This is a genomic window from Qipengyuania aquimaris, assembly GCF_009827445.1.
Classification (GTDB): Bacteria; Pseudomonadota; Alphaproteobacteria; order Sphingomonadales; family Sphingomonadaceae; genus Qipengyuania; species Qipengyuania aquimaris.
Window position 1 is genome coordinate 2281030 of record NZ_WTYI01000001.1, and the last position, 20325, is coordinate 2301354.

The window sequence follows — 20325 nt, forward strand, 5'->3', positions numbered from 1 at the left end:
CCACTGGCCCTGGCCTTAGTCGTGACGGATCTGGAAGCCGTGTGCGTCTGATGAAAACCCGCGGCCTGACATGCGATATACCACAGTTGTCCAGTAGTAATCGGTGACCGGCTGGCCATCCCTGCCGGTTGCGGGATTGAAGCGCGCATGCTTGACCAAGAGATCGCAAGCGGTCTGCCGCAAGACGAGGGCTGTCAGGTAGTTCGTCACATCGCAACGGGTCACGCGACCCGACCCGTCGACGATGAGCCGCACCGGCACTGGACCCTGCAATCCGCCGCGCAAAGCGTCGTTCGGATAGTCACGTTGTAGCTTTCGCGCCCAATCCTTGATGTCCTTGGGCGTTGCATGTGTCTCGAAAGTCTTGTGCGCTTCCAGGTCCAAACCGGACTTTACCAGATGATCGGTTACGCACTGATCCAGCGCGCTGACAGCTTTGTCGATTGCCCGTGTACGTAGGGTAATCTGGGTTTCCAGCGGATCGATGGCGACGAAATCGGTGGTCTGCTTGGCTAGATCGTCGCTTTCATCCCAATCCGCACTCCCGAACAGTGGGCCGGCAAAAACCAGGCCCTCGCGATCGCCAATGGATGCCGTCGCTATACGCCGATAATCGGTGAGTTCGCGCTCGACTGAGAAACCCGCCTTCAGCGATCCGCTTCGCTGTGAAAGGGGGCCGCCGATAATCGCGAATTGCACATCGGACGCGGGATGGATGCGTTTGAAGGACAGGGTGACCCGATCATTCTTGCGGACAAAATCGCGGGAAACAGAGCACCCGTCATCTAGCGAAGACAGGCGCCATTGGCCGTCTGGCTGGAAGGGCAGCTCATTCTCCCCCTGTGCTGCACTGGCCTCGCCGTTCGACCCTGCTTCAGCAAGAGCCGGTGCGCCAATGGTAAGTGCGATAGCAAACACTGACGTTTTGAAAGCTTTCATGCGATAATTCTCATTGTGATTGGAGCAGGGGCAGCCTGGCGAACTTCGAGGATGCTCCAAGGTGCGGAGCGCGCGTTGAACTCGAATTCGCGAGTATGCGCGCGAGTGCATTACGGAGCATTGCCGCGCATGCGATAGACGATGCGCGTGTTGAAGAACGTGCGGACAGGAGTTCCGTCGGCCATTCGCGCCGGTTCGGCTTCAGCGATCGTCTTGAAGGTGGTGCATGGATGGCGGGTCATGTCGAAGTCCTTGGCGATCGTCTGATTGATCAGGAAGCACTCCTCCACACTGCCATCCGTCCCCACTGTCAGGCGCAAGTGAAAGTCGGCTTGTGCGCGGTTGCGTAACGCATCGCGCGGGTAGCTCTGCTGCACGCGTCCCGCGACCTTCTCCAGGTTCAGGATCCGGGCCGGTGTAGCCACTGCTTTCTGTTCTTCCAGATCGAAGCCCCAGAACTCGACCAGATTTTCCATACAGGCGTTGAACGCCGTCAACGGCTTTTCCATCGGGCCGAGCCGCAAGGAAAAGGGGTGGGCCCCCTTCTGGCTGATCATGAGCGTCTCGATCGAGGCGGCGTTCGAAGTGTTGAGTGAGAGAATGCCGCGTGGACTTGCGCCCCAATCGTAGTCACTCTCTCCCGGCAGCGGATGGGAGTGGGCCGTTACTGTCGACCTGTCGCCGATGACATCTCCGTAGCTATTCAGCTTGCCGGGGGTGAAGCGAAATTCTTCCGCGTCTCCATCCGGCCCGAATGCGAAAGAAGCCTCGCGGCTGGACCTGATCCTGCGCACCGGCGGGCCTGCTACTGCCCACTGCGCTGAAACAGCCGGGTTCCATTGGTCGAGGATGAATATTGTCTGCGCTTCATCGGTGCCGAAGAGACGCGCCAAGCGACATTTGTGTTCGCCCATATCGAGCTGCCACGGGCCGAGCGGCATGAGCAATTCAGGCTCCCGCTCCTTAGCCGAGATGCCCGACGGAAATCCCGCGAGCAAAGCTATTATGGCAAGAGAAAGTAATGATGTGCGACCGAACATATAAAAACCCCTCCGCTACGATCATGTAGCGGAGGGGTTTTGAATTCAAGTCGAAGTTTGACTTAAAGCTTTTCGGTAAGCTCCGGCACCGCCTTGAACAGATCCGCCACGAGGCCGATGTCGGCGACCTGGAAGATCGGTGCGTCCTCGTCCTTGTTGATGGCGATGATGGTCTTGGAATCCTTCATGCCTGCAAGGTGCTGGATCGCGCCGGAGATGCCGATCGCGATATAGACTTCCGGAGCGACGATCTTGCCGGTCTGGCCGACCTGGTAGTCGTTGGGGACGTAGCCGGCATCGACCGCGGCGCGCGATGCGCCGATGCCTGCACCGAGCTTGTCCGCCAGCGGCGTGATGATCTGTTCGAAGGTCTCGCCGTCCTTGAGCGCACGACCACCCGATACGATTACCTTGGCACTGGTGAGCTCCGGGCGGTCACTCTCGGCAATCTCGGCGCTTACGAAGCTGGACAGGCCAGCATCGGCAGGGCCGGAGATTTCCTCGATCGTGCCGCTGCCGCCTTCGGTCGCTGCCTTGTCGAAGGCAGTACCGCGGACGGTAATGACCAGCTTTGCGTCGGACGATTCGACGGTCGCAATCGCGTTGCCGGCGTAGATTGGGCGGGTGAAGGTCTTCTCGCCTTCGACCGAAAGGATGTCCGAAATCTGCATTACGTCGAGCAGTGCTGCAACGCGCGGTGCGATGTTCTTGCCGGTGGTGGTGGCGGGTGCGACGAAAGCGTCGTGGTGGCCCATCTGATCGGCGATCAGGGGCGCGACATTCTCAGCCAGCACATGCTCGTAAGCCGCATCATCGGCGAGGTGGACCTTGCCCACTCCGGCGACCTTGGCAGCCTGTTCGGCAACGGCCCGGCAGCCCGAGCCTGCTACGATAAGGTGGACCTCACCCAGCTTGCTTGCGGCGGTGACCGCAGCAAGGGTGGCGTCCTTCATCTCGGCATTGTCGTGTTCGACCCAGACGAGAGTTTTCATAATTTACGTTCCTTTCCTGTCCGGGTTCTTACGCGATGCCGAGCGCTTTGATCTTGGCGACCAGCGCGTCGACGTCCTCGACCTTTTCACCTGCCTGGCGAACCGGCGGTTCGGAGACATTGGTGGTCTTCAGGCGCGGCGCAGTATCGACGCCGTAATCGGACGGGCTCTTGGTATCGAGCGGCTTCTTTTTCGCCTTCATGATGTTCGGCAGCGAAGCGTAACGCGGCTCGTTCAGGCGAAGGTCGGTGGTGACGATGGCCGGAAGCGTAAGCTTAACGGTTTCGAGACCGCCATCGACTTCGCGCTTCACGGTGACGCTGTCGCCATCGACTTCGACGGTGTTGGCGAAGGTGCCCTGCGGACGGCCCATGAGGGCTGCGAGCATCTGGCCGGTCTGGTTCGAATCGTCGTCGATCGCCTGCTTGCCCAGCATCACGATGCCCGCGGTCTCTTCCTCGGCAATGGCCTTGAGGATCTTCGCGACGGCGAGCGGTTCGACTTCATCGTCGGTTTCGACGAGGATCGCGCGGTCGACGCCCATGGCGAGCGCAGTGCGCAGCGTTTCCTGGGCCTTTGCCGGGCCGATGGAAACGGCGATAATCTCTTCCGCCTTGCCGGCTTCCTTAATGCGGATCGCCTCTTCGACGGCGATTTCGTCGAACGGGTTCATGCTCATCTTGACGTTCGCCAGATCCACGCCCGAGCCATCGGCCTTCACGCGGGGTTTGACGTTGTAATCGATCACCCGCTTGACGGGGACGAGGATTTTCATGGGTGTTACCTTCCTCTCGATAGAAACTGTGCCGCCCGCCTAGCTTGCGTTTACGTAAACGTCAAGTTGAGCGGCGCGGATATTCGAAACCAGTGCAACAGCCTCTTGCCCGCGGAAATCCTAAGGTCAAGCGCTGCAGGGCGCTTCCCTTTACTATGGATGGCGGGGCGAATAGTTTCCTTGGAAAGGCAGGAGGTTTGTGATGCGCGACTGGATGATGATGGCAGCGGCTCTAACCCTCGCAACCTCGCCGGTCGCGGCGCAGGAAGTGCGAAACACGCCCGAGGATCACACTCCGCCTCCCGCTACGCTAGAGCAAGTGGATTGGCTGGTAGGTCAATGGAGCGGAACGGGAATAGGTGGCGCTCCCGCACACGAGAGTTGGCTACCTCCCACTGGCAACACGATGGTCGGCACCTTCATCCAGATGAAGGATGAAACCGAGATCATGTTTACCGAGCATATCTACCTGATGGAGGAAGAAGGCTCGCTGGTCATGCGTCTCAAGCACTTCAACGCCGACTTGAGCGCGTGGGAAGACAAGGAAGGCATGGTAACCTTCAACCTCATCGCTCTCGAGCACTGCGCCGCTTATTTCCGGGCGCTGACCCTGCGATGCGATGGCGACAACGGCCTCGTCGCCGCCGTGCGCATGAAGAGCGCAGGCGGCGAGATAAGCGAGCTCGTTTTCCGGTTCGAACGGGTCGAGTAAATCGGGCGGCGCTCAGGCCGCCTTTTTCACCTCTGCCACGATCTTGCGAGCGGCATCGCCCAGATCGTCTGCAGGAACGATCGGCAGGCCCGAATTGGCGAGGATTTCCTTGCCCTTCTCGACATTGGTGCCTTCGAGGCGGACGACCAGCGGCACGTCCAGTTCGACTTCCTTGGCCGCCACGACAATGCCTTCTGCAATCGTGTCGCAGCGCATGATGCCGCCGAAGATGTTCACAAGGATACCCTCGACCGCCGGGTCCTTGAGGATGATCTTGAACGCTGCGGTGACCTTCTCGGTCGTCGCGCCGCCGCCCACGTCGAGGAAGTTCGCCGGGAAAGCGCCGTTCAGCTTGATGATGTCCATCGTCGCCATGGCGAGGCCTGCGCCATTGACCATGCAGCCGATGTTACCGTCGAGCTTGATGTAGGCGAGATCGTACTCCGATGCTTCGACTTCGGCCGGGTCTTCTTCGGTCTCGTCGCGCATCGCTTCCACGTCCTTGTGACGGTAGAGCGCGTTGCCGTCGAAGCTCATCTTGGTGTCGAGGACGAGCAGGTTACCGTCCTTGTCTTCCACCAGCGGATTGATCTCGAGCATTTCCATGTCGAGGTCCATGAAGGCGGTGTAGAGCTGCTTGGCCAGCTTCTGGCACTGCTTGTTGGTGTCGCCCGTCAGCTTCAGGGCGAAGGCCACCGCGCGGCCATGGTGGGGCATGAAGCCCTGTGCCGGGTCGATGGTGATCGTGGTGATCTTCTCGGGCGTCTCGTGCGCGACGTCCTCGATGTCCATGCCGCCTTCGGTCGAAGCGATCATGGCGACCTGGCCGGTGGCGCGGTCGACCAGCATCGAGAGATAGTATTCATGCGCGATATCGACCCCGTCGGTCACGTAAAGGCGGTTGACCTGCTTGCCTTCATCGCCCGTCTGGATCGTCACCAGCGTGTTGCCGAGCATTTCCTTGGCGTTCGCCTCGACTTCCTCGATGCTCTTCGACAGGCGGACGCCGCCCTTCGCATCGGGGCCGAGTTCCTTGAACTTGCCCTTGCCGCGGCCACCGGCGTGGATCTGTGCTTTCACGACGTAAAGCGGCCCGGGGAGCTGTTTCGCGCCTGCGACCGCTTCTTCGACGGTCATCGCTGCGTGTCCTGCGGGAACGGCGATGCCGTATTTAGCGAGGAGTTCCTTGGCCTGGTATTCGTGGATGTTCATTTCGGGCTTTCGTCCTTCGCGTATTGCGCGGCTGGAGGGAATCGTGTTGCGCGGGTCGCATAAGCATGTCTGGCCCCGCTTGAAAAGTGCGACTTTCGGGTGCAGGGGCGCTTCCCATCCATGATCGACGCAAAGCGACTCGAATCGATCGTCTCCGAAGCGGGACGCATCGCGCTGGACCTCTGGCCCGGCGCGGGCAAAGACGTGCGCACTTGGGAGAAGACCCCGGGCAGCCCGGTGTGCGAAGCCGACCTGGCCGTCGACGCCTTCCTCAAGCGAGAATTGGGCGCTCTGTTGCCTGCAGCCGGCTGGCTTTCGGAAGAGACGGTGGACGATCCGGCGCGTCTCGACCGCGATCTTATCTGGCTCGTCGATCCCATCGACGGCACACGGGATTTCATCCGTGGCCGCCCGGGCTGGGCGGTGTCGGTGGCCTTGATAAGTGCGGGGCGGCCCCTGATCGGCTCGCTCTGTGCGCCCGCCCGCAAGGAAGTCTGGCAGGCAACTGCGGGACAAGGCTCCTGGAGAAACGGCGAGAAGCTCGTTTCATCGAAGCGCGAGGAGTTCACCGGCGCCCGCGTCCCTGCAGCGGACCTGATGAAACAGGACCGGATGCTCGAGAAAGTCTACCAGCCCAACTCGATTGCGCTGCGCATGGCGATGGTTGCAGCGGATGAGGCCGATTTGGTCGCGACACTGCGTTGGGGATTCGAGTGGGACATCGCGGCAGCGGCACTTATCGCGCGCGAAGCGGGAGCCGCAGTCTCGGACGCCTTCGGCCGTAAGCTGAATTACAACAAGCGCGACCCGCGCGAGTTTGGGATGGTCGTGAGCGCCCCCGGCATCCATTCCGCAACGGTTGCGCATCTTGCCGACCGGGCGGCGACCCTGGCTTCCAAATAGCAACCCCAACAAAAAAGGGACCGGGTTTTGGCCCGGCCCCTTTCCTGCGACTTTTCCGAAAGGCTCGGATCAGTTGCCCTGCTGGGCTGCTTCGACATCGTCTTGGTCGAAGGGGATAATCTTGATCTCGACGCGGCGGTTGAGCGGTTCGGCAACGCCGTCCGCAGTCTGGACCGCGAGATTGGTTTCACCAAAGCCCATCCAGCGGATGCGCGAAGAGCTCACGCCGCGGCTGGTCAGATAGTTTGCGACTGCCTGCGCACGCTGTTCCGAGAGGCGCTGGTTGAAGTCCGAGGCGCCAACGGTGTCGGTGTAGCCGTACACGTCGATCAGGCTGTTCGGATACTGGACGAGGTTCTGCGCAACCCGGTCGAGTGTCTGGCGGAATGCGCTGTTGATCGTGGCGCTGCCCGTGGCGAACGTCACGCCGTCCGGCAGGTTCACGAGGATAGCCTCGCCGCCATCAACTTCGCTGACGTCTACGCCTGAACCGGCAGTCTGCTCTTCGAGCTCCTTGATCTGCTGGTCCATCTTGTAGCCGACATAGCCGCCGGCAGCGGCGCCGCCTGCAGCACCGATGATGCGGCCGGTCTTGCCGCCGATGACGCCGCCAAGCAGGCCGCCGGCGACTGCACCGCCGACGCCGCCGAGAACGGTGCGCGAAATCTTCTTTTCACCCGTATTCGGGTCGGTGACGCAGGCCGAGGTGCCCATGAGGGCGACAGCCGAGAAGCCTGCGAGGAAAATCCGTGATTTTTGCATAAATATATCCCCTTCTAGAGTTATGACGGCCAGCGGCTCCTTACGAGCCGGTTCCGACACGCCATGTGGGACGCGCCCACCAGCGCCTCTGAAGGTTCCAAACAAGTGAAACGGCCTAGTGTTCCGCGAAGCACTGGCATGCGCGATAATTTGTGCTAGCGCAGGAATGTGACACCCTTTCCCTGGACAGACCTGCTCATCATCGCCGGGCTCATCATGCTCAACGGCGTTTTCGCCATGAGCGAACTCGCCATCGTTTCCGCGCGCACCGGACGGCTGCAAGGCGCAGCCCAGCAGGGCAGTGCCGGAGCGAAATCGGCCATCGCGCTCGCGGCGGATCCGGGCAAGTTCCTTTCGACCGTACAGATCGGGATCACTCTCGTCGGCATCGTCGCGGGTGCATACTCCGGTGCCAGCCTCGGCGGTCCGGTCGGAGAACGTCTTGCCGCCATTGGCCTGCCCGCGGACTGGGCGCCCCAGGTCGGCTTTGCCCTGGTCATTGCGCTCACGACCTATTTCAGCCTCGTGATCGGCGAACTGGTTCCGAAACAGATTGCGCTGCGCGCCGCCGTACCGATCGCTACTGCGATGGCGTTGCCAATGGCATTTATCGCAAAGGTCGCCGCGCCGCTGGTCTGGCTGCTCGATACCTCTTCCAGCCTCATCATCCGCCTGCTCGGCGTGCGCCCCGCGGGCCAGAGCGCGGTGACGGCGGAAGAACTGCACATGCTTTTCGCCGAGGCCACGCGTAGCGGCGTGATCGAGCACGAGCAGCACCAGATGCTGTCGGGCGTGGTCCGCCTGGCGGAGCGACCCGTCCGCGAAGTCATGACCCCGCGAACCGAAATCGACTGGATCGATATCGCTGCGGACGAAGACGCGATTACGGCCTTGTTGGCGGAAAGCCCGCATTCGGTATGGCCGGTCGCCGATGGTTCGCCGGACAAGGTTCTGGGGCTCGTGAGGGTGCGGGAAATCCTAGCGTCGCAGGTGGCAGGTGGTCCGGTCGTCCTGCAGGATCTTCTCCGTAAAGCGGAGGTCGTTCCCGACCAGCTCGATGCGGTGGACGCGCTGCGCGTGTTGCAGCAAGCCGATATCGCGATGGCAATGGTACATGACGAATACGGCCATCTCGACGGGATCGTAACGCCCGTCGACCTGTTGACCGCCATCGTCGGCGATTTCGCCAGTGACCAGGATCCGGGCGATTCGCCGGGTATCGTTGAACGTGCCGATGGCTCGTTGCTGGTGTCTGGCTCGCTGAGCGCCGATGCGCTTGCTGACCGGTTGGGCCTCGAATACGGCGAAGATCGCGAATTTGCGACCGTTGCGGGCTACGTCCTCGCAGTACTGAAGAAGCTACCCGCAGAGGGCGAGTGGTTCGAAGAACAGGGCTGGCGCTTCGAAGTCGTCGACCTCGACGAACGCCGGATCGACAAGCTCCTAGTCAGCGCACTCGACGCAGCGAAGCCCTCGGACGAGGACGACGGCTGAGATTTCCCGAACCGGGAAGCCTGATTAGCCCGGGATTACGGCCTGTGCGGTCGCGCCGTCGCCTTCGGGTGCAGCCACGATATCGCGAGTGACACTGCCCTTGGCGACCGTATTGGTGCCTTCGCTGCCGACGAGGCTGCGAATGCCCGGCTCCGAAGAGCCGGCGCGGTCCAGCACCGAAGTTTCGACCGAGCTGCGTGCAGCCGGACCACCGAACAGGGCTTCGAGAGCCTGTTCTGCGGCGGTGCCTTCAGCCGGGCGCGGTGCGCCGGGTGCCGGCGGGACAAGATTGAAGTCCGGCGGAACGACCAGCGGAGCCTGGCGCTGCACGGCAAATTCGTCGGGACGTTCGCGATTGAGGAAACCGCCGCTGCCACAGGCTGCGAGCGTGCTTGCGGCGGCGCTCACCAGGGCGATGCGAGTGAAGGTATTCATGTATTGCTCTCCGCGGCGTCTGCCGTCTTGCCGTCCATCATGTCGTCGACTTCCTTGTCGCTCATGAAGAACGCGCGGGCAAGGATGATTACGACGCCGATGGTGATAGCGGCATCTGCGATGTTGAAAATAAGGAAGGGGCGAAAATCCCCGATATGGAAATCGGCATAATCGAGGACATAGCCGAGTTCGTAGCGATCCTTGATGTTCCCCAGCGCGCCGCCGAGGATTAGCGACAGGCCAAGGATGTCGCCAAGCAGCTTTTCACGGAACATCCAGACCGTGACGAGCAGGGCGATCAGCGCTGTGACACCGACGAGGAGCCAGCGCGTTTCCGGACTGGTCGCCTCGAACATGCCGAGAGACACGCCGTAATTATGGATGCGGTAAAGGTCGAAGAACGGCAGCAGGTCCATCTTGTCGTGCTGGCTTTTCAGGCCGAGCGGGCCGTCGACCCACCACTTCACGACCTGGTCGACCGCATAGATCGCAAAGGCGATTGCCACGCCGATGAGGCGATTGCGCAGGACCGGGGTCATTCTCCCGCACTCCCGGCAGCGTCCATCTGCTCGATGACGTCGTCACAGCGATCGCACAGCGCGCCGTCCTCGGAAACCGAGGGCAGCAGGCGCCAGCAACGGCCGCATTTGGATTCGCCGGTTCGAGTGACAGTCACCGTGTCGCTATCGCCGCGCGTCACTGACGCGGTGATGAACAGTTCGGCGAGATCTTCGTCGGTGAAGCCTTCGGGCACCGCGCTCGCAGGCACGACGACATCGGCTTCGAGGCTGGAGCGGATCGTCTTGTCACGGCGCAGCGGCTCGATCGCTTCGGTCACGCGCTCGCGCAATTCGCGCAAGCTTTCCCAGCGAGCGCCATCGGAAGTCACGCCCGGTACTGCGGGCCAGTCTAGGAGATGTACGCTGCCGCCATCAGGGTAGCGCGTCGTCCAGGCCTCTTCCGCAGTGAACACCAGCACCGGCGCGGCGTAGCGGACAAGTGCATGGAACAGGAGATCGAGCACGGTGCGATAGGCATTGCGCTTCACGCTGTCCGGCCCGTCGCAATAGAGGCAGTCCTTGCGGATATCGAAATAGAACGCGGACAGGTCCTCGTTGCAGAAATCGACCAGCAGGCGCGTGTAGGTGTTGTAGTCGTAGCTTTCGAGCGCAGCCTTCAGCTTGCCGTCGAGATCGGCCAGCAGCGCAAGGACATAAACTTCCAGCTCGGGGATTTCGCCCGCATCGCCCATGTCGCCGACGAAACCGTCGAGCGCGCCGAGCAAATAGCGGAAGGTGTTGCGCAGGCGGCGGTACTGGTCGCCCACGCCTTTCAGGATTTCATCGCCGATGCGGTGGTCTTCGGTGAAGTCGACGGAGAGCGCCCAGAGGCGGATGATGTCGGCGCCGTACTGTTCCATGACCTTCAGCGGGTCGATGGTGTTGCCGAGGCTCTTCGACATCTTCTTGCCCTGCTTGTCCATGGTGAAGCCATGGGTCAGCACCGCGTCATAAGGCGCGCGGCCGCGGGTCGCGGAGCTTTCGAGCAGGCTCGACTGGAACCAGCCGCGATGCTGGTCGCTGCCTTCGAGATAAAGATCGGCGGGCCAGCGCTGGTCGGGCCAGCGGTCGCCTTCCAATGTGAAGGCATGGGTGCAGCCCGAATCGAACCAGACGTCGAGAATGTCGGTGACCATCTCGAACTCAGCCGGATCGTGGTCCGCGCCAAGATACTCTGCCTTGCGGCTTTCGTCCCAGGCATCGACGCCCTTTTCGCGCACGGCTGCGACCACGCGAGCGTTGACTGCCGGGTCCTGAAGGTAAGAGCCGTCGCTACGCACGAAGAGCGTGATCGGCACACCCCATGCGCGCTGGCGGGAAAGGACCCAGTCGGGGCGGCCTTCGACCATCGAACCGATGCGGCGGCGGCCCTTTTCGGGATAGAACTTTACCCGCTCGATCTCGCGCATGGCGATTTCGCGCAATGTCGAGTGGTCCTTGCTCGTGAACATCGCGACGGCGGCGCCGAAGCCTTCGGGCGCGGCGACGTCGAAGTCGCCCGTGTCGAGCGGCTTGTCCATCGGCACGAACCACTGCGGCGTGCAGCGGTAGATGACCTTGGCCTTCGAACGCCACGAATGCGGATAGGAATGCGCGTAATCGTCGCTGGCCGAAAGCAGCGCGCCGGCTTCGCGCAGGTCCGAACAGATCGGCCCGTCGGGCGCGTTGAAGGCCTTGTTGATCACCGCGCGTCGGCGGTCGTCGCTGCCGCCGAGCCATTCCCAGTCGTCGCGATAGCGCCCGTCGCCCATGACCGCGAAGACCGGCTCGATGCCGTGCTCGCGGCAGAGCAGGAAGTCGTCCTCGCCATGGTCGGGCGACATGTGGACGAGGCCCGTGCCGCTGTCGGTGGTGACGAAATCGCCTGCGAGCAGCGGTCGCGGCTTGGCGTAGAAGCCGCCGAGATGGTGCATCGGGTGGCGAGCCACAGTACCGGCGAGATCGGAGCCTTTGACGAGCTTTTTGTTCTCGGTGGCGGCGGGCTTGTGTCCCTCCCAATCGCGCGAGACCTGCTGGGGATTGGCCGCTGCGAGCCGTTGAAGAAAGTCGCCAACAAGTTGCTCGGCCACCAACCAGTTCGTGCCATCGACCGAGATGAGTTGATACTCAACCTCCGGCCCATAGGCCAAGGCTTGGTTCACCGGTATCGTCCACGGTGTGGTGGTCCAGATCACCGCATGCGCGCCGACCAGTTCCGGAATCGGCGATTCCACGATCTCGAACGCCACGTCGATCTGGGTCGAGGTGATGTCTTCGTATTCGACCTCGGCTTCGGCCAGCGCGGTTTCCTCGACCGGCGACCACATCACCGGCTTCGATCCGCGATAGAGGTTTCCAGCCTCGGCGAACTTCATCAGCTCGGCAACGATGGTCGCTTCGCTTTCGAACTGCATGGTGAGGTACGGATTGTCGAAATCCGCCATCAGGCCGAGGCGCTGCAATTGTTCGCGCTGAACATCGACCCATTTCTGCGCGTAGGCGCGGCATTCGGCGCGGAATTCGCTTGCGGGAATGGCGTTCTTGTCGCGCTTCTTCTTGCGGAACTGTTCCTCGACTTTCCACTCGATCGGCAGGCCGTGGCAGTCCCAGCCGGGCACGAAGGGCGCATCCTTGCCGAGCAGCGTCTGGCTGCGCACCACCATGTCCTTCAGGATACGGTTCAGCGCATGGCCGATATGCATGTCGCCATTGGCGTAGGGCGGGCCGTCGTGGAGGATGAACTTCTCGCGGTCCTTGCGGCTCTCGCGCAGCTCTTCGTAGAGGTTTTCTTCCTGCCAGCGCGCAAGGATCTTCGGCTCCTTCTGGGGGAGGCCGGCCTTCATGGGAAAATCGGTCTTGGGAAGGAAGACCGTGTCTTTATAGTCGCGCTGTTCAGTCATTGCCGCTCGCCGTTAGGGGATTTGCGCCGAGCTTTAAAGCGTCAATCGCCACGCCCTGCACGGCGCCGGTCGAGGGCGGCTTCGCTTGCCTCCCATTCCTGCACTGTGCGGTCGTCGAAACTGGGATAGAGGGCAGAGGCAATGGTGAAGGCATCTTCCACCCACACATAGCCGTTGAAGCTCTCGGGTAGCTCGGTCAGCTGCTCTGGCAGGGTGAGCCCGCGCGGCAGATTTTCGCCAATCGGCCCAATTACGATGACCTTACCGCCGTATTTTTCCATGCGAGCAATCAGGCGGTTCGGCCAGCCCGGGAACACCCATTGGTAATTGAGCGGAACAAGCAGCGTTTCGCCACGGCAACTCTGGGGGACATACCCGGACCAGCCAAGCGCGACGTAATCTTTCGAGCATTGCTTTGCGGCTTGCGGGTCCCAGGCCCATGCTTCGGGATATAATTCGCGGATGCGGTGGATCGGTCCGGCGTGACCGTAAAACCCATCGCCGGAGGCAACCGGATCCCGGCCAACTGCCTTTAGTTTCTGCGCCACGAGATTGGCCTCGGCAGGGTCCTTCGATTTGAAGTTGATCATTAACCTGCCGCGTGGAGGAAGCGCGCGGGCAAGCTCTTCGAAGGTCGGCATTGCCCCCACAAAGTCGCCCCGGAACGGATAGGTGTCGCCTCCGTCCGCAGTGTATCCATAGCCGATATCGAGAGCCTTGAGCTCTGCAAGAGACGCGTCGCGCACCGGACCAGCACCATCGGTCCGGCAATCGAGCGTCCAGTCGTGAAATACCACGAGCTCGCCATCGCGGGTGGCTGCGATATCGATCTCGACCATCCAAGCGCCCAATTTCTGTGCGCGCAGTGCACTCTCGACCGTGTTCTCAAGGTAAGGGTGATAGGGTTGGGCGATACGGTCAGCGGTGCAGGTATCGCGGCCCACGCCTGTTTTGTCGTACATCTGGTAGAGGCCACGATGGGCGATCAGCTTGGGGGCTCCCACCGGCTCGGGCGCGAGCCAGCTGGCATTAACGACACTCAGTACCAAGAGGGCGAGGGCCAATGCCATCCCCGCCCACCGCAACCATCTTCTCATCCCAAGAGGGCCTTCGCTCTTTCACAGTCGCGATCCATCTGGTCGACCAGGTCATCGAGCGCATCGAATTTCGCCTCGCCGCGCAGGAAGTGATGGAAGGCCACTTCGATTTCCTGACCATAAAGATCACCCGAGAAATCGAAGAAATATGGTTCGAGCAACTCCTTGGGCGGCTCGAACTGGGGGCGGACCCCGATATTCGCCGCGCCGAGAAGTTTCTGGCCAGTCGAAAGGATACGGCCGGTCACGGCATAGATGCCGTATTTGGGTCGCAGATAATGCTCGATAGACAGGTTTGCGGTGGGATAGCCGATCGTGCGCCCACGCTTGTCGCCATGCTCGACAATCCCGCGGATCGCGAAAGGCCGGGTAAGCAGGCGTGCGGCTTCCTGCGGATCGCCCTCGCGCAGCGCCTCGCGCACGCGGCTGGAAGAAACCGGCTTGCCGCCATCGAGAACCGGCTGCGCTGCGCGCGCCTCGATCCCGACTTCCTTGCCAAGCGAGACGAGCTTCTCGAAATTGCCACCGCGCGCCTTGCCGAAAGTGAAGTCCTCGCCGGTGACGACACCTGCCGCGCTGAGATGTTCGGCCAGCAAGACCTTCACGAAATCTTCTGCGGTCGTCCCCGCCAGCTCGCCGTCGAAGTGGAACACCAGCATGGCGGTGGCGCCGGCTGCAAGGTAAAGCTCCTGCCGCTGTTCCAGCGTGGTTAGCCGGAATGGTGGAGCGTCCGGCTTGAAATGACGAACCGGGTGCGGATCGAAGGTCGCGATGATCGACGGGCGTCCCTCTGCACGCGCCCAGTCGATCGCTTGCTTCGCGACGGCCTGGTGGCCGAGGTGGAACCCGTCGAAATTGCCCAGCGCGATGATCGCGCCGCGCAGGCTCTCGGGCAGCGGGTCGCGGTGGTCCAGAAACCTCATTGCGGCACCAGCCCTTCACCGATCACGCGCAGCGCATTGCCGCCCATCGCCGCGCGAATTTCTTCCTCGGAAAAGCCTTCGTCGAGCAGGGCCTGCGTGACCTGTGTCAGCTCTGAAGTGTCGAAGCGTACGGTGACCGCGCCGTCATAGTCGCTGCCCAGCGCGACGTGCTCGATCCCGACGAGATCGCGAATATGTTTCATCGCTTTCGCAGTGGCACGAGGGGAGGTGTCGCAGACGGCGCCTTCCCAATAGCCGACGCCGATGATCCCGCCGGTCGCCGCGACACCGCGAATTTCCTCGTCGGTGAGGTTGCGATTTACCTCGCAGGTGGCCTGCACACCGCCATGGCTGGAGACCACGGGGCGGGTCGCCATGGCGAGGATTTCCGAAACGCACTGGTGGCTGCAATGCGCGATATCGACGATCATGCCCATCGCTTCCATCCGCTTGACGGTCTCGCGGCCCATGTCGGTCAGCCCGCCCTTCTCAAGGCCATGCATCGAACCGGCCAGTTCATTGTCGAAGAAATGCGTGAGCCCCGCCATGCGCATTCCAGCAGCGTATAGAGTGTCGAGATTGGCGATGTCGCCCTCGAGGCTTTGCAGGCCTTCGGCACTGAAGAGGACGCCGGTTCCATTGTTCTTGACCGCGCGGCGGCCCAGCAGCCCGGTTACGTCATCCCGGCCGCGGATCGACACGAGCTGATTGCCGGAGCCTTCGACCGCCCGATCAAGCTTTTGCACATGATAAAGCGAGCGCTCCAGCAAGCTTCCCCATGTCCGCACCGGTTGAAGCTGCGCGATGACCAGCGGGGTGATGTTGTCGGTGTCCGCGCCATTCGCATCGTAATTCTGCCCGCGCGGCGTCTTTGTAACGCTGGAGAAGACCTGCAACGCGACGTTGCCTTGCTGGAGGCGCGGCAGGTCGACATGCCCACGGTCACTGCCGTCCAGAAGATCGCGGTCCCACAAGAGCGTATCCGAATGCAGGTCGACGATAGCGAGGCTGTCATGAAGCGCTCTTGCTTCGTCGGAGACAGCGATCAACGGCTTCCCGTCAATCTTGTTCATGCCCCGCTCGACTATCGCCGGCCCAAAAGCGAAGAAGCCGGCAACTGCCAGCAGGACTACTGCTCCAAAGCCAAAGAAGATGCGCCGCTTCATTCCGACCGCTCGTAGGTCAGGAAGGAATAGGCAGGAGCGTCTTGCCGAGCGTCGAAATCCTTGCGACCGGCGATCTCCCATTCAGGACCGAGCGGAGGCATGAAGACATCGCCATCGAAATCCTGGTGAATCTCCGTCAATTCTACCCGGTCCGACAGAGGCAGGAAGACGTCGAAGATCGCGGCGCCGCCAATGACGGCAGCACTCTCGCCTGCGATCGCAATCGCCTCCTCGGCAGAGCGGACCACTTCGGCGCCCGTGGAATCCCATCGTTCTTTCCGGGTGAGGACGATGTGGCGCCGTCCGGGCAGGAGCCCGGGAAGGCTCTCGAAAGTCTTGCGGCCCATGATCATCGGCTGGCCCATGGTAAGCGCCTTGAAGCGCTTCAGGTCGGCAGGCAGGTGCCAAGGCAGCTGGCCATTCTTGCCGATCGCGCCATTGGCGGCGCGTGCATAGATACAGAACAGGCTCATGCGCGGGTCAGGCGGGTGAGATGGCCCATCTTGCGCCCTTCGCGGACTTCCGATTTGCCGTAATCGTGCAGATGGGCGTCGGCGTCAGCGAGGAAAGCGTGCGCACCTTGAATATCGCAGCCGAGGATGTTGCGCATCTCGACCGCCTCTGCTGTGGTGCGCGTATCGCCAAGCGGCAAACCTGCGACCGCCCTGATGTGGTTTTCGAACTGGCTGGTTGCCGCGCCCTCGATGGTCCAGTGGCCAGAATTGTGAACCCGGGGCGCCATCTCATTGAAGATGGGACCTTCGTGGGTCGCAAAGAATTCGAGCGTCAGGACGCCGACATAACCCAAGGCGTCGGCAACCTGTCCGGCGAGCTTGCGCGCCTCGTCCACCTGGGGTTCGACCGCTTCACCGGCAGGCAGGTAGGAGGCCGACAGGACTCCGCCTTCGTGGACGTTGCGCGAACTGTCCCAATAGCGGATTTCACCATCCTGAGCCCGCACGAGGACAACCGAGAACTCGGCATAAAATTCCACGAAGCCTTCATAGATCGCGGGGACATCGGGCAGCTTGAGTGCCGAGGCATCGCGCCCCGACATGATGCGCCACTGGCCCTTGCCATCATAGCCGTCGCGCCGCGTCTTTACGATCCCTGGTGCCCCGAGCCGATCGGTTGCCGCTTCGAGATCGCTCTGGGAATCGATCTTCGCATATGCCGCCGGCCTGCCGCCCAGCCCTTCGACGAAACGTTTTTCGTTAAGCCGGTCCTGCGCCGTTTCCAGCGCCTTGGGGTCGGGGAATATCTTGTCGGAAGGAAATGCCCGGGCGGTCGCGACCGGCACGTTCTCGAATTCCCAGGTGATGACGTTGCAACGTGCGGCGAATGCCGCCAGAGCAGCCTGGTCGTCCCAGCGATTGGTGAAGAAGTCCTCGCAAACCTCGGCAGCGACGTTATCGCCTTCCGGCGAGTAGCCGATGCAGCGATATCCGAGCTGGGTCGCGGCGACGGCCATCATCCGGCCGAGTTGGCCTCCTCCCAGGATGCCGATCGTCGAGCCCCGCTTCAGCATCAGTCTTCCGGTCGCTCTGTGACGGCATCGCTGCGCGCCTGTCGCCACGCCTTGAGACGTGCTGCGAGCGCGGTGTCCCCGTTGGCCAGGATTGCCGCAGCCAAAAGGCCGGCATTGGTGGCTCCCGCTTCGCCAATTGCGAGTGTGCCGACCGGGACGCCTGCCGGCATTTGCACGATGGAGAGCAGGCTGTCCTCTCCGGACAACGCCCTGGACTGGACCGGAACGCCGAGGACGGGAATGTGGGTCAGGGCCGCGATCATGCCGGGGAGGTGAGCCGCGCCGCCTGCCCCTGCGATGATGACATGAAAGCCATCGGCTTCGGCCGCCTTGGCGAAATCGTACATCCGGTCCGGTGTCCGGTGGGCGGAGACAATCCGCACATCGGTCTCTACACCCAGTTCCTCCAGCACTTCGGCTGCGCAGGTCATGGTCTTCCAGTCCGACTGGCTACCCATGACGATTGCGACCTTTGCCCCCATGATCAGCTGTCCTTCAGATAATAGCGTTCGCCCGACACCTGCGTCCCGTCGAATTCATAGATGATCGGCTGGCCGGTCGGTATTTCCAGCCCGGTTATCTCGTCGTCGGAAATGCCGGACAGGTGCTTGACCAGGGCGCGCAGGCTGTTGCCATGGGCCGAGATGATGACCGTCTCGCCCTTGCCCAGCTGCGGGAGAATGGCTTCTTTCCAATAAGGGAGCACACGCTCGATCGTCAGCTTGAGGCTTTCGGTACGCGGCACGTCGATACCGGCGTAACGCGGATCATCGGAGAGGTCGAATTTGCTGCCCGGCTCGAGTTCGGGAGGCGGAACGTCGAAGCTGCGGCGCCAGATATGCACCTGCTCGTCACCGTGCTTCTCGCGCGTTTCCTGCTTGTCGAGGCCGGTTAGCCCGCCATAATGCCGTTCGTTGAGGCGCCAGTCGCGCGTCACCGGGATCCAGAGGCGGTCGCACGCTTCGAGCGCGATATTGAGCGTCTTGATGGCGCGTTTCTGGACCGAAGTGAAAGCGGTCGTGGGCAGTACGCCCTTCGCTTTCATCAGCTCACCGGCTTCGCGCGCTTCCGTTTCGCCCTTTTCGGTTAGGTCGACATCCCACCAGCCGGTAAACCGGTTGGCGAGGTTCCACTCGCTCTGGCCGTGACGGACGAGGATCAGCTTGGACATGGGCGCTCCCTGTTTCCCTAGGAGCACTGCGCGTTAGCGGTCTGTGTCGGGCTTGGAAACCCCGTCTGCATCCGATTCGCGGATTTCCCGCGCCTGTCCCTTGCGGCGGCGCAGATTCTCGCGAAGTTTCGCTGCAAGCCGCTCTTCGCGGGTCATCTTGTCGTTTGGCTGGCTCATCGCGCAATCCTTTTGCGAAATTCGGTTCGGCTCGCAAGCTAAGGTTGACTTATCCGCCGTGTCTGCCAATAGCGCGCGCCTCCACCCCGCAAGCATTCTTGCGGAGGATCCGTGCTGCTGTAGCTCAGTGGTAGAGCGCACCCTTGGTAAGGGTGAGGCCGGGAGTTCAATCCTCCCCAGCAGCACCATTTTCTTTCGAAAATGAATCTTGGTTTTTCGCTCGCACCTCCGTGCGAGCGTCCTCGGCGCAGTCTCGCCGCGTTCCGCGTCGAGCGCCTGCGGGCGGGCGGTCGCCCTTGCCGGGCCTCCGCCGGCCCGGATTTTCGGTTGCACCAGCCCACTCCCGGCGGCAGTCCTTTCGCAGAGGGAGAATTTCATGGATTTCCGCCTGACCGAACAACAGCGCGAACTTCAGGACGCGGCGCGCATCTTTGCACGCAAGGAACTGCCCGACCTAGCACGCGAGATGGAGGAAAAGGACTTCTCCGTTCCGGCCGACATGATGCGTCGGTATGGCGAGATGGGCTTTCTGGGCGTCAACCTGCCGGAAGAATATGGCGGTCTGGGGCTGGGTCACCTCGAGGCGCTGCTGGTGCTCGAACAATTCGCAATGATCTCCAATGCCGTCGCCTTCCCGGTATTCGAAGCGTTGGTCGGCCCCGTTCGCACGCTGGAGCGATTTGGGAGCGATGCAATCAAGGCGAAAGTGATCCCGCAGGTCGTTTCAGGCGAGGCGACGGTGGCCGTTTCCATGTCAGAACCCGATGCCGGAACGGCGCTCACAGACCTCACCACCCGCGCTAGGTACGAGGGCACCCACTACCTTCTCGACGGCAACAAGCGATGGACCAGCGGCGCAGGGCATGCGCACTATTACGTCGTCTACACGCGGCTTTCCGACGCCCCGGGGGCAAAGGGTATCGGCGCATTGCTGGTCGACAAGGAAATGGAAGGCGTGAGCTTCGGCAAGCGCGAGCAGTTGATGGGCTTTCGGGGGATCGAAACGCGGGACATCACTTTCGACAGCGTCAAGGTGCCCAAGGAAAACGAGATCGTCCCCGCCGGCGGTTTCGGGAAATTGATGAGCGCTTTCGGGCTGGAACGCTGCGGCAATGCCACGCAGTCGCTTGGGCTTGCTGCGGCCGCGCTGGAGCAGGCGACCGCATATGTGCAGGAGCGCGAGGCGTTCGGGAAACCGATCGTCGATTTCCAGGCGGTGCAGATGCGGCTGGCGGAAATGGCGATGCAGGTCGAAGCGTCGCGCCTGCTGATCTATCGCGCGGCTGCCAATGCGGTGCACAATCCCGATGGGCTGCCGAGCGTCTACGAAAGCTCGACCGCGAAGTGTTTTGCCAACGATATCGTGCGTAGCGTGACCGCCAATGGAATGCAGGTCATGGGCGGCTATGGCTACCACAAGGAATACGGCATGGAGCAGCGCGTGCGGGACGGGTTCGCCTGGGGCATCGCTGGCGGCACCACCGATGTGCAGAAAACCAATATCGCCGCAGCCATCGTTGGGCGGCGCTTCGATCAAAGGCGTTGATAGCCGGCGCTGTA

General features: G+C 62.0%; 21 protein-coding genes and 1 tRNA gene. 5 read left to right on the forward strand and 17 right to left on the reverse strand.

The window, feature by feature from the left end; translation table 11 throughout:
- Window positions 1-15: 15 nt before the first annotated feature.
- The 4 genes from GRI34_RS11205 to GRI34_RS11220 form a co-directional block, all read right to left on the reverse strand.
- Complete coding sequence (locus GRI34_RS11205; RefSeq protein ID WP_325065216.1) at window positions 16-918, reverse strand: energy transducer TonB; 903 nt, start codon at window positions 916-918, stop codon at window positions 16-18.
- Window positions 919-1049: 131 nt separating this feature from the next.
- Complete coding sequence (locus GRI34_RS11210) at window positions 1050-1886, reverse strand: energy transducer TonB (protein WP_160595996.1); 837 nt, start codon at window positions 1884-1886, stop codon at window positions 1050-1052.
- A gap of 155 nt (window positions 1887-2041) precedes the next feature.
- Window positions 2042-2971: an electron transfer flavoprotein subunit alpha/FixB family protein gene (locus tag GRI34_RS11215; protein WP_160595997.1), complete on the reverse strand. Its 930-nt coding sequence runs from the start codon at window positions 2969-2971 to the stop codon at window positions 2042-2044.
- A gap of 28 nt (window positions 2972-2999) precedes the next feature.
- Window positions 3000-3746 carry an electron transfer flavoprotein subunit beta/FixA family protein gene (locus tag GRI34_RS11220; RefSeq protein WP_160595998.1) on the reverse strand — a complete coding sequence of 249 codons (747 nt, stop codon included), beginning with the start codon at window positions 3744-3746 and terminating at the stop codon, window positions 3000-3002.
- Window positions 3747-3948: 202 nt separating this feature from the next.
- On the opposite strand from GRI34_RS11220, the gene GRI34_RS11225 reads away from it, so the two are divergent.
- On the forward strand, window positions 3949-4458 hold the full coding sequence (locus tag GRI34_RS11225; RefSeq protein ID WP_160595999.1) for a DUF6265 family protein: 510 nt from the start codon (window positions 3949-3951) through the stop codon (window positions 4456-4458).
- A gap of 12 nt (window positions 4459-4470) precedes the next feature.
- Here the strand turns inward: GRI34_RS11225 and sucC are convergent, their stop codons facing one another.
- Window positions 4471-5670: an ADP-forming succinate--CoA ligase subunit beta gene (gene sucC, locus GRI34_RS11230; protein ID WP_160596000.1), complete on the reverse strand. Its 1200-nt coding sequence runs from the start codon at window positions 5668-5670 to the stop codon at window positions 4471-4473.
- Window positions 5671-5790: 120 nt separating this feature from the next.
- On the opposite strand from sucC, the gene GRI34_RS11235 reads away from it, so the two are divergent.
- On the forward strand, window positions 5791-6573 hold the full coding sequence (locus tag GRI34_RS11235; RefSeq protein WP_160596001.1) for a 3'(2'),5'-bisphosphate nucleotidase CysQ: 783 nt from the start codon (window positions 5791-5793) through the stop codon (window positions 6571-6573).
- Between the two features lie 69 nt (window positions 6574-6642).
- On the opposite strand, the gene GRI34_RS11240 is transcribed toward GRI34_RS11235, so the two are convergent.
- Window positions 6643-7335: an OmpA family protein gene (locus GRI34_RS11240; RefSeq protein WP_090477182.1), complete on the reverse strand. Its 693-nt coding sequence runs from the start codon at window positions 7333-7335 to the stop codon at window positions 6643-6645.
- A 168-nt stretch (window positions 7336-7503) separates the two neighbouring features.
- Here GRI34_RS11240 and GRI34_RS11245 point away from each other — a divergent pair, with 168 nt between their 5' ends.
- Window positions 7504-8829 (forward strand): hemolysin family protein, encoded by a 1326-nt coding sequence (locus GRI34_RS11245; protein ID WP_160596002.1) that lies wholly within the window; start codon window positions 7504-7506, stop codon window positions 8827-8829.
- 24 nt (window positions 8830-8853) lie between these two features.
- Here GRI34_RS11245 and GRI34_RS11250 read toward each other — a convergent pair whose 3' ends face one another.
- The 11 genes from GRI34_RS11250 to GRI34_RS13230 are packed head-to-tail and all read right to left on the reverse strand — an operon-like array spanning window position 8854 to window position 18765.
- Window positions 8854-9264, reverse strand: coding sequence for a DUF3035 domain-containing protein (locus GRI34_RS11250; RefSeq protein WP_160596003.1), 411 nt, complete (start codon window positions 9262-9264; stop codon window positions 8854-8856).
- Window positions 9261-9803, reverse strand: a complete 543-nt coding sequence (gene lspA, locus GRI34_RS11255; protein ID WP_199800156.1) for a signal peptidase II — start codon at window positions 9801-9803, stop codon at window positions 9261-9263. The genes GRI34_RS11250 and lspA overlap by 4 nt, the downstream gene beginning before the upstream one ends.
- Window positions 9800-12703 carry an isoleucine--tRNA ligase gene (gene ileS, locus GRI34_RS11260; protein WP_160596004.1) on the reverse strand — a complete coding sequence of 968 codons (2904 nt, stop codon included), beginning with the start codon at window positions 12701-12703 and terminating at the stop codon, window positions 9800-9802. The genes lspA and ileS overlap by 4 nt, the downstream gene beginning before the upstream one ends.
- A 41-nt stretch (window positions 12704-12744) precedes the next feature.
- Complete coding sequence (locus GRI34_RS11265) at window positions 12745-13767, reverse strand: glycerophosphodiester phosphodiesterase family protein (protein ID WP_160596005.1); 1023 nt, start codon at window positions 13765-13767, stop codon at window positions 12745-12747.
- Window positions 13768-13796: 29 nt separating this feature from the next.
- Entirely contained in the window at window positions 13797-14723 is a 927-nt protein-coding gene (locus tag GRI34_RS11270; RefSeq protein WP_160596006.1) for a bifunctional riboflavin kinase/FAD synthetase, read from the reverse strand.
- Window positions 14720-15889: a dipeptidase gene (locus tag GRI34_RS11275; RefSeq protein WP_160596007.1), complete on the reverse strand. Its 1170-nt coding sequence runs from the start codon at window positions 15887-15889 to the stop codon at window positions 14720-14722. The genes GRI34_RS11270 and GRI34_RS11275 overlap by 4 nt, the downstream gene beginning before the upstream one ends.
- Complete coding sequence (locus GRI34_RS11280; RefSeq protein ID WP_160596008.1) at window positions 15886-16362, reverse strand: dihydrofolate reductase; 477 nt, start codon at window positions 16360-16362, stop codon at window positions 15886-15888. Before GRI34_RS11280 ends, GRI34_RS11275 begins: the two co-directional genes overlap by 4 nt.
- On the reverse strand, window positions 16359-17417 hold the full coding sequence (locus GRI34_RS11285) for a 5-(carboxyamino)imidazole ribonucleotide synthase (protein WP_160596009.1): 1059 nt from the start codon (window positions 17415-17417) through the stop codon (window positions 16359-16361). The genes GRI34_RS11280 and GRI34_RS11285 overlap by 4 nt, the downstream gene beginning before the upstream one ends.
- A complete protein-coding gene (gene purE, locus GRI34_RS11290; RefSeq protein WP_160596010.1) occupies window positions 17417-17899 on the reverse strand; it encodes a 5-(carboxyamino)imidazole ribonucleotide mutase in 483 nt (160 codons plus the stop codon). Before purE ends, GRI34_RS11285 begins: the two co-directional genes overlap by 1 nt.
- 2 nt (window positions 17900-17901) lie before the next feature.
- Window positions 17902-18588: a 2,3-diphosphoglycerate-dependent phosphoglycerate mutase gene (gene gpmA / locus GRI34_RS11295; RefSeq protein WP_160596011.1), complete on the reverse strand. Its 687-nt coding sequence runs from the start codon at window positions 18586-18588 to the stop codon at window positions 17902-17904.
- A 33-nt stretch (window positions 18589-18621) separates the two neighbouring features.
- Window positions 18622-18765 (reverse strand): hypothetical protein, encoded by a 144-nt coding sequence (locus tag GRI34_RS13230; protein ID WP_199800157.1) that lies wholly within the window; start codon window positions 18763-18765, stop codon window positions 18622-18624.
- 113 nt (window positions 18766-18878) lie between these two features.
- Between GRI34_RS13230 and GRI34_RS11300 the strand changes: the two genes are divergently transcribed.
- Both GRI34_RS11300 and GRI34_RS11305 read left to right on the forward strand, forming a co-directional pair.
- A tRNA-Thr gene (locus GRI34_RS11300) sits at window positions 18879-18953 on the forward strand.
- A gap of 188 nt (window positions 18954-19141) precedes the next feature.
- Window positions 19142-20311: an acyl-CoA dehydrogenase family protein gene (locus tag GRI34_RS11305; protein ID WP_160596012.1), complete on the forward strand. Its 1170-nt coding sequence runs from the start codon at window positions 19142-19144 to the stop codon at window positions 20309-20311.
- Window positions 20312-20325 lie beyond the last annotated feature (14 nt).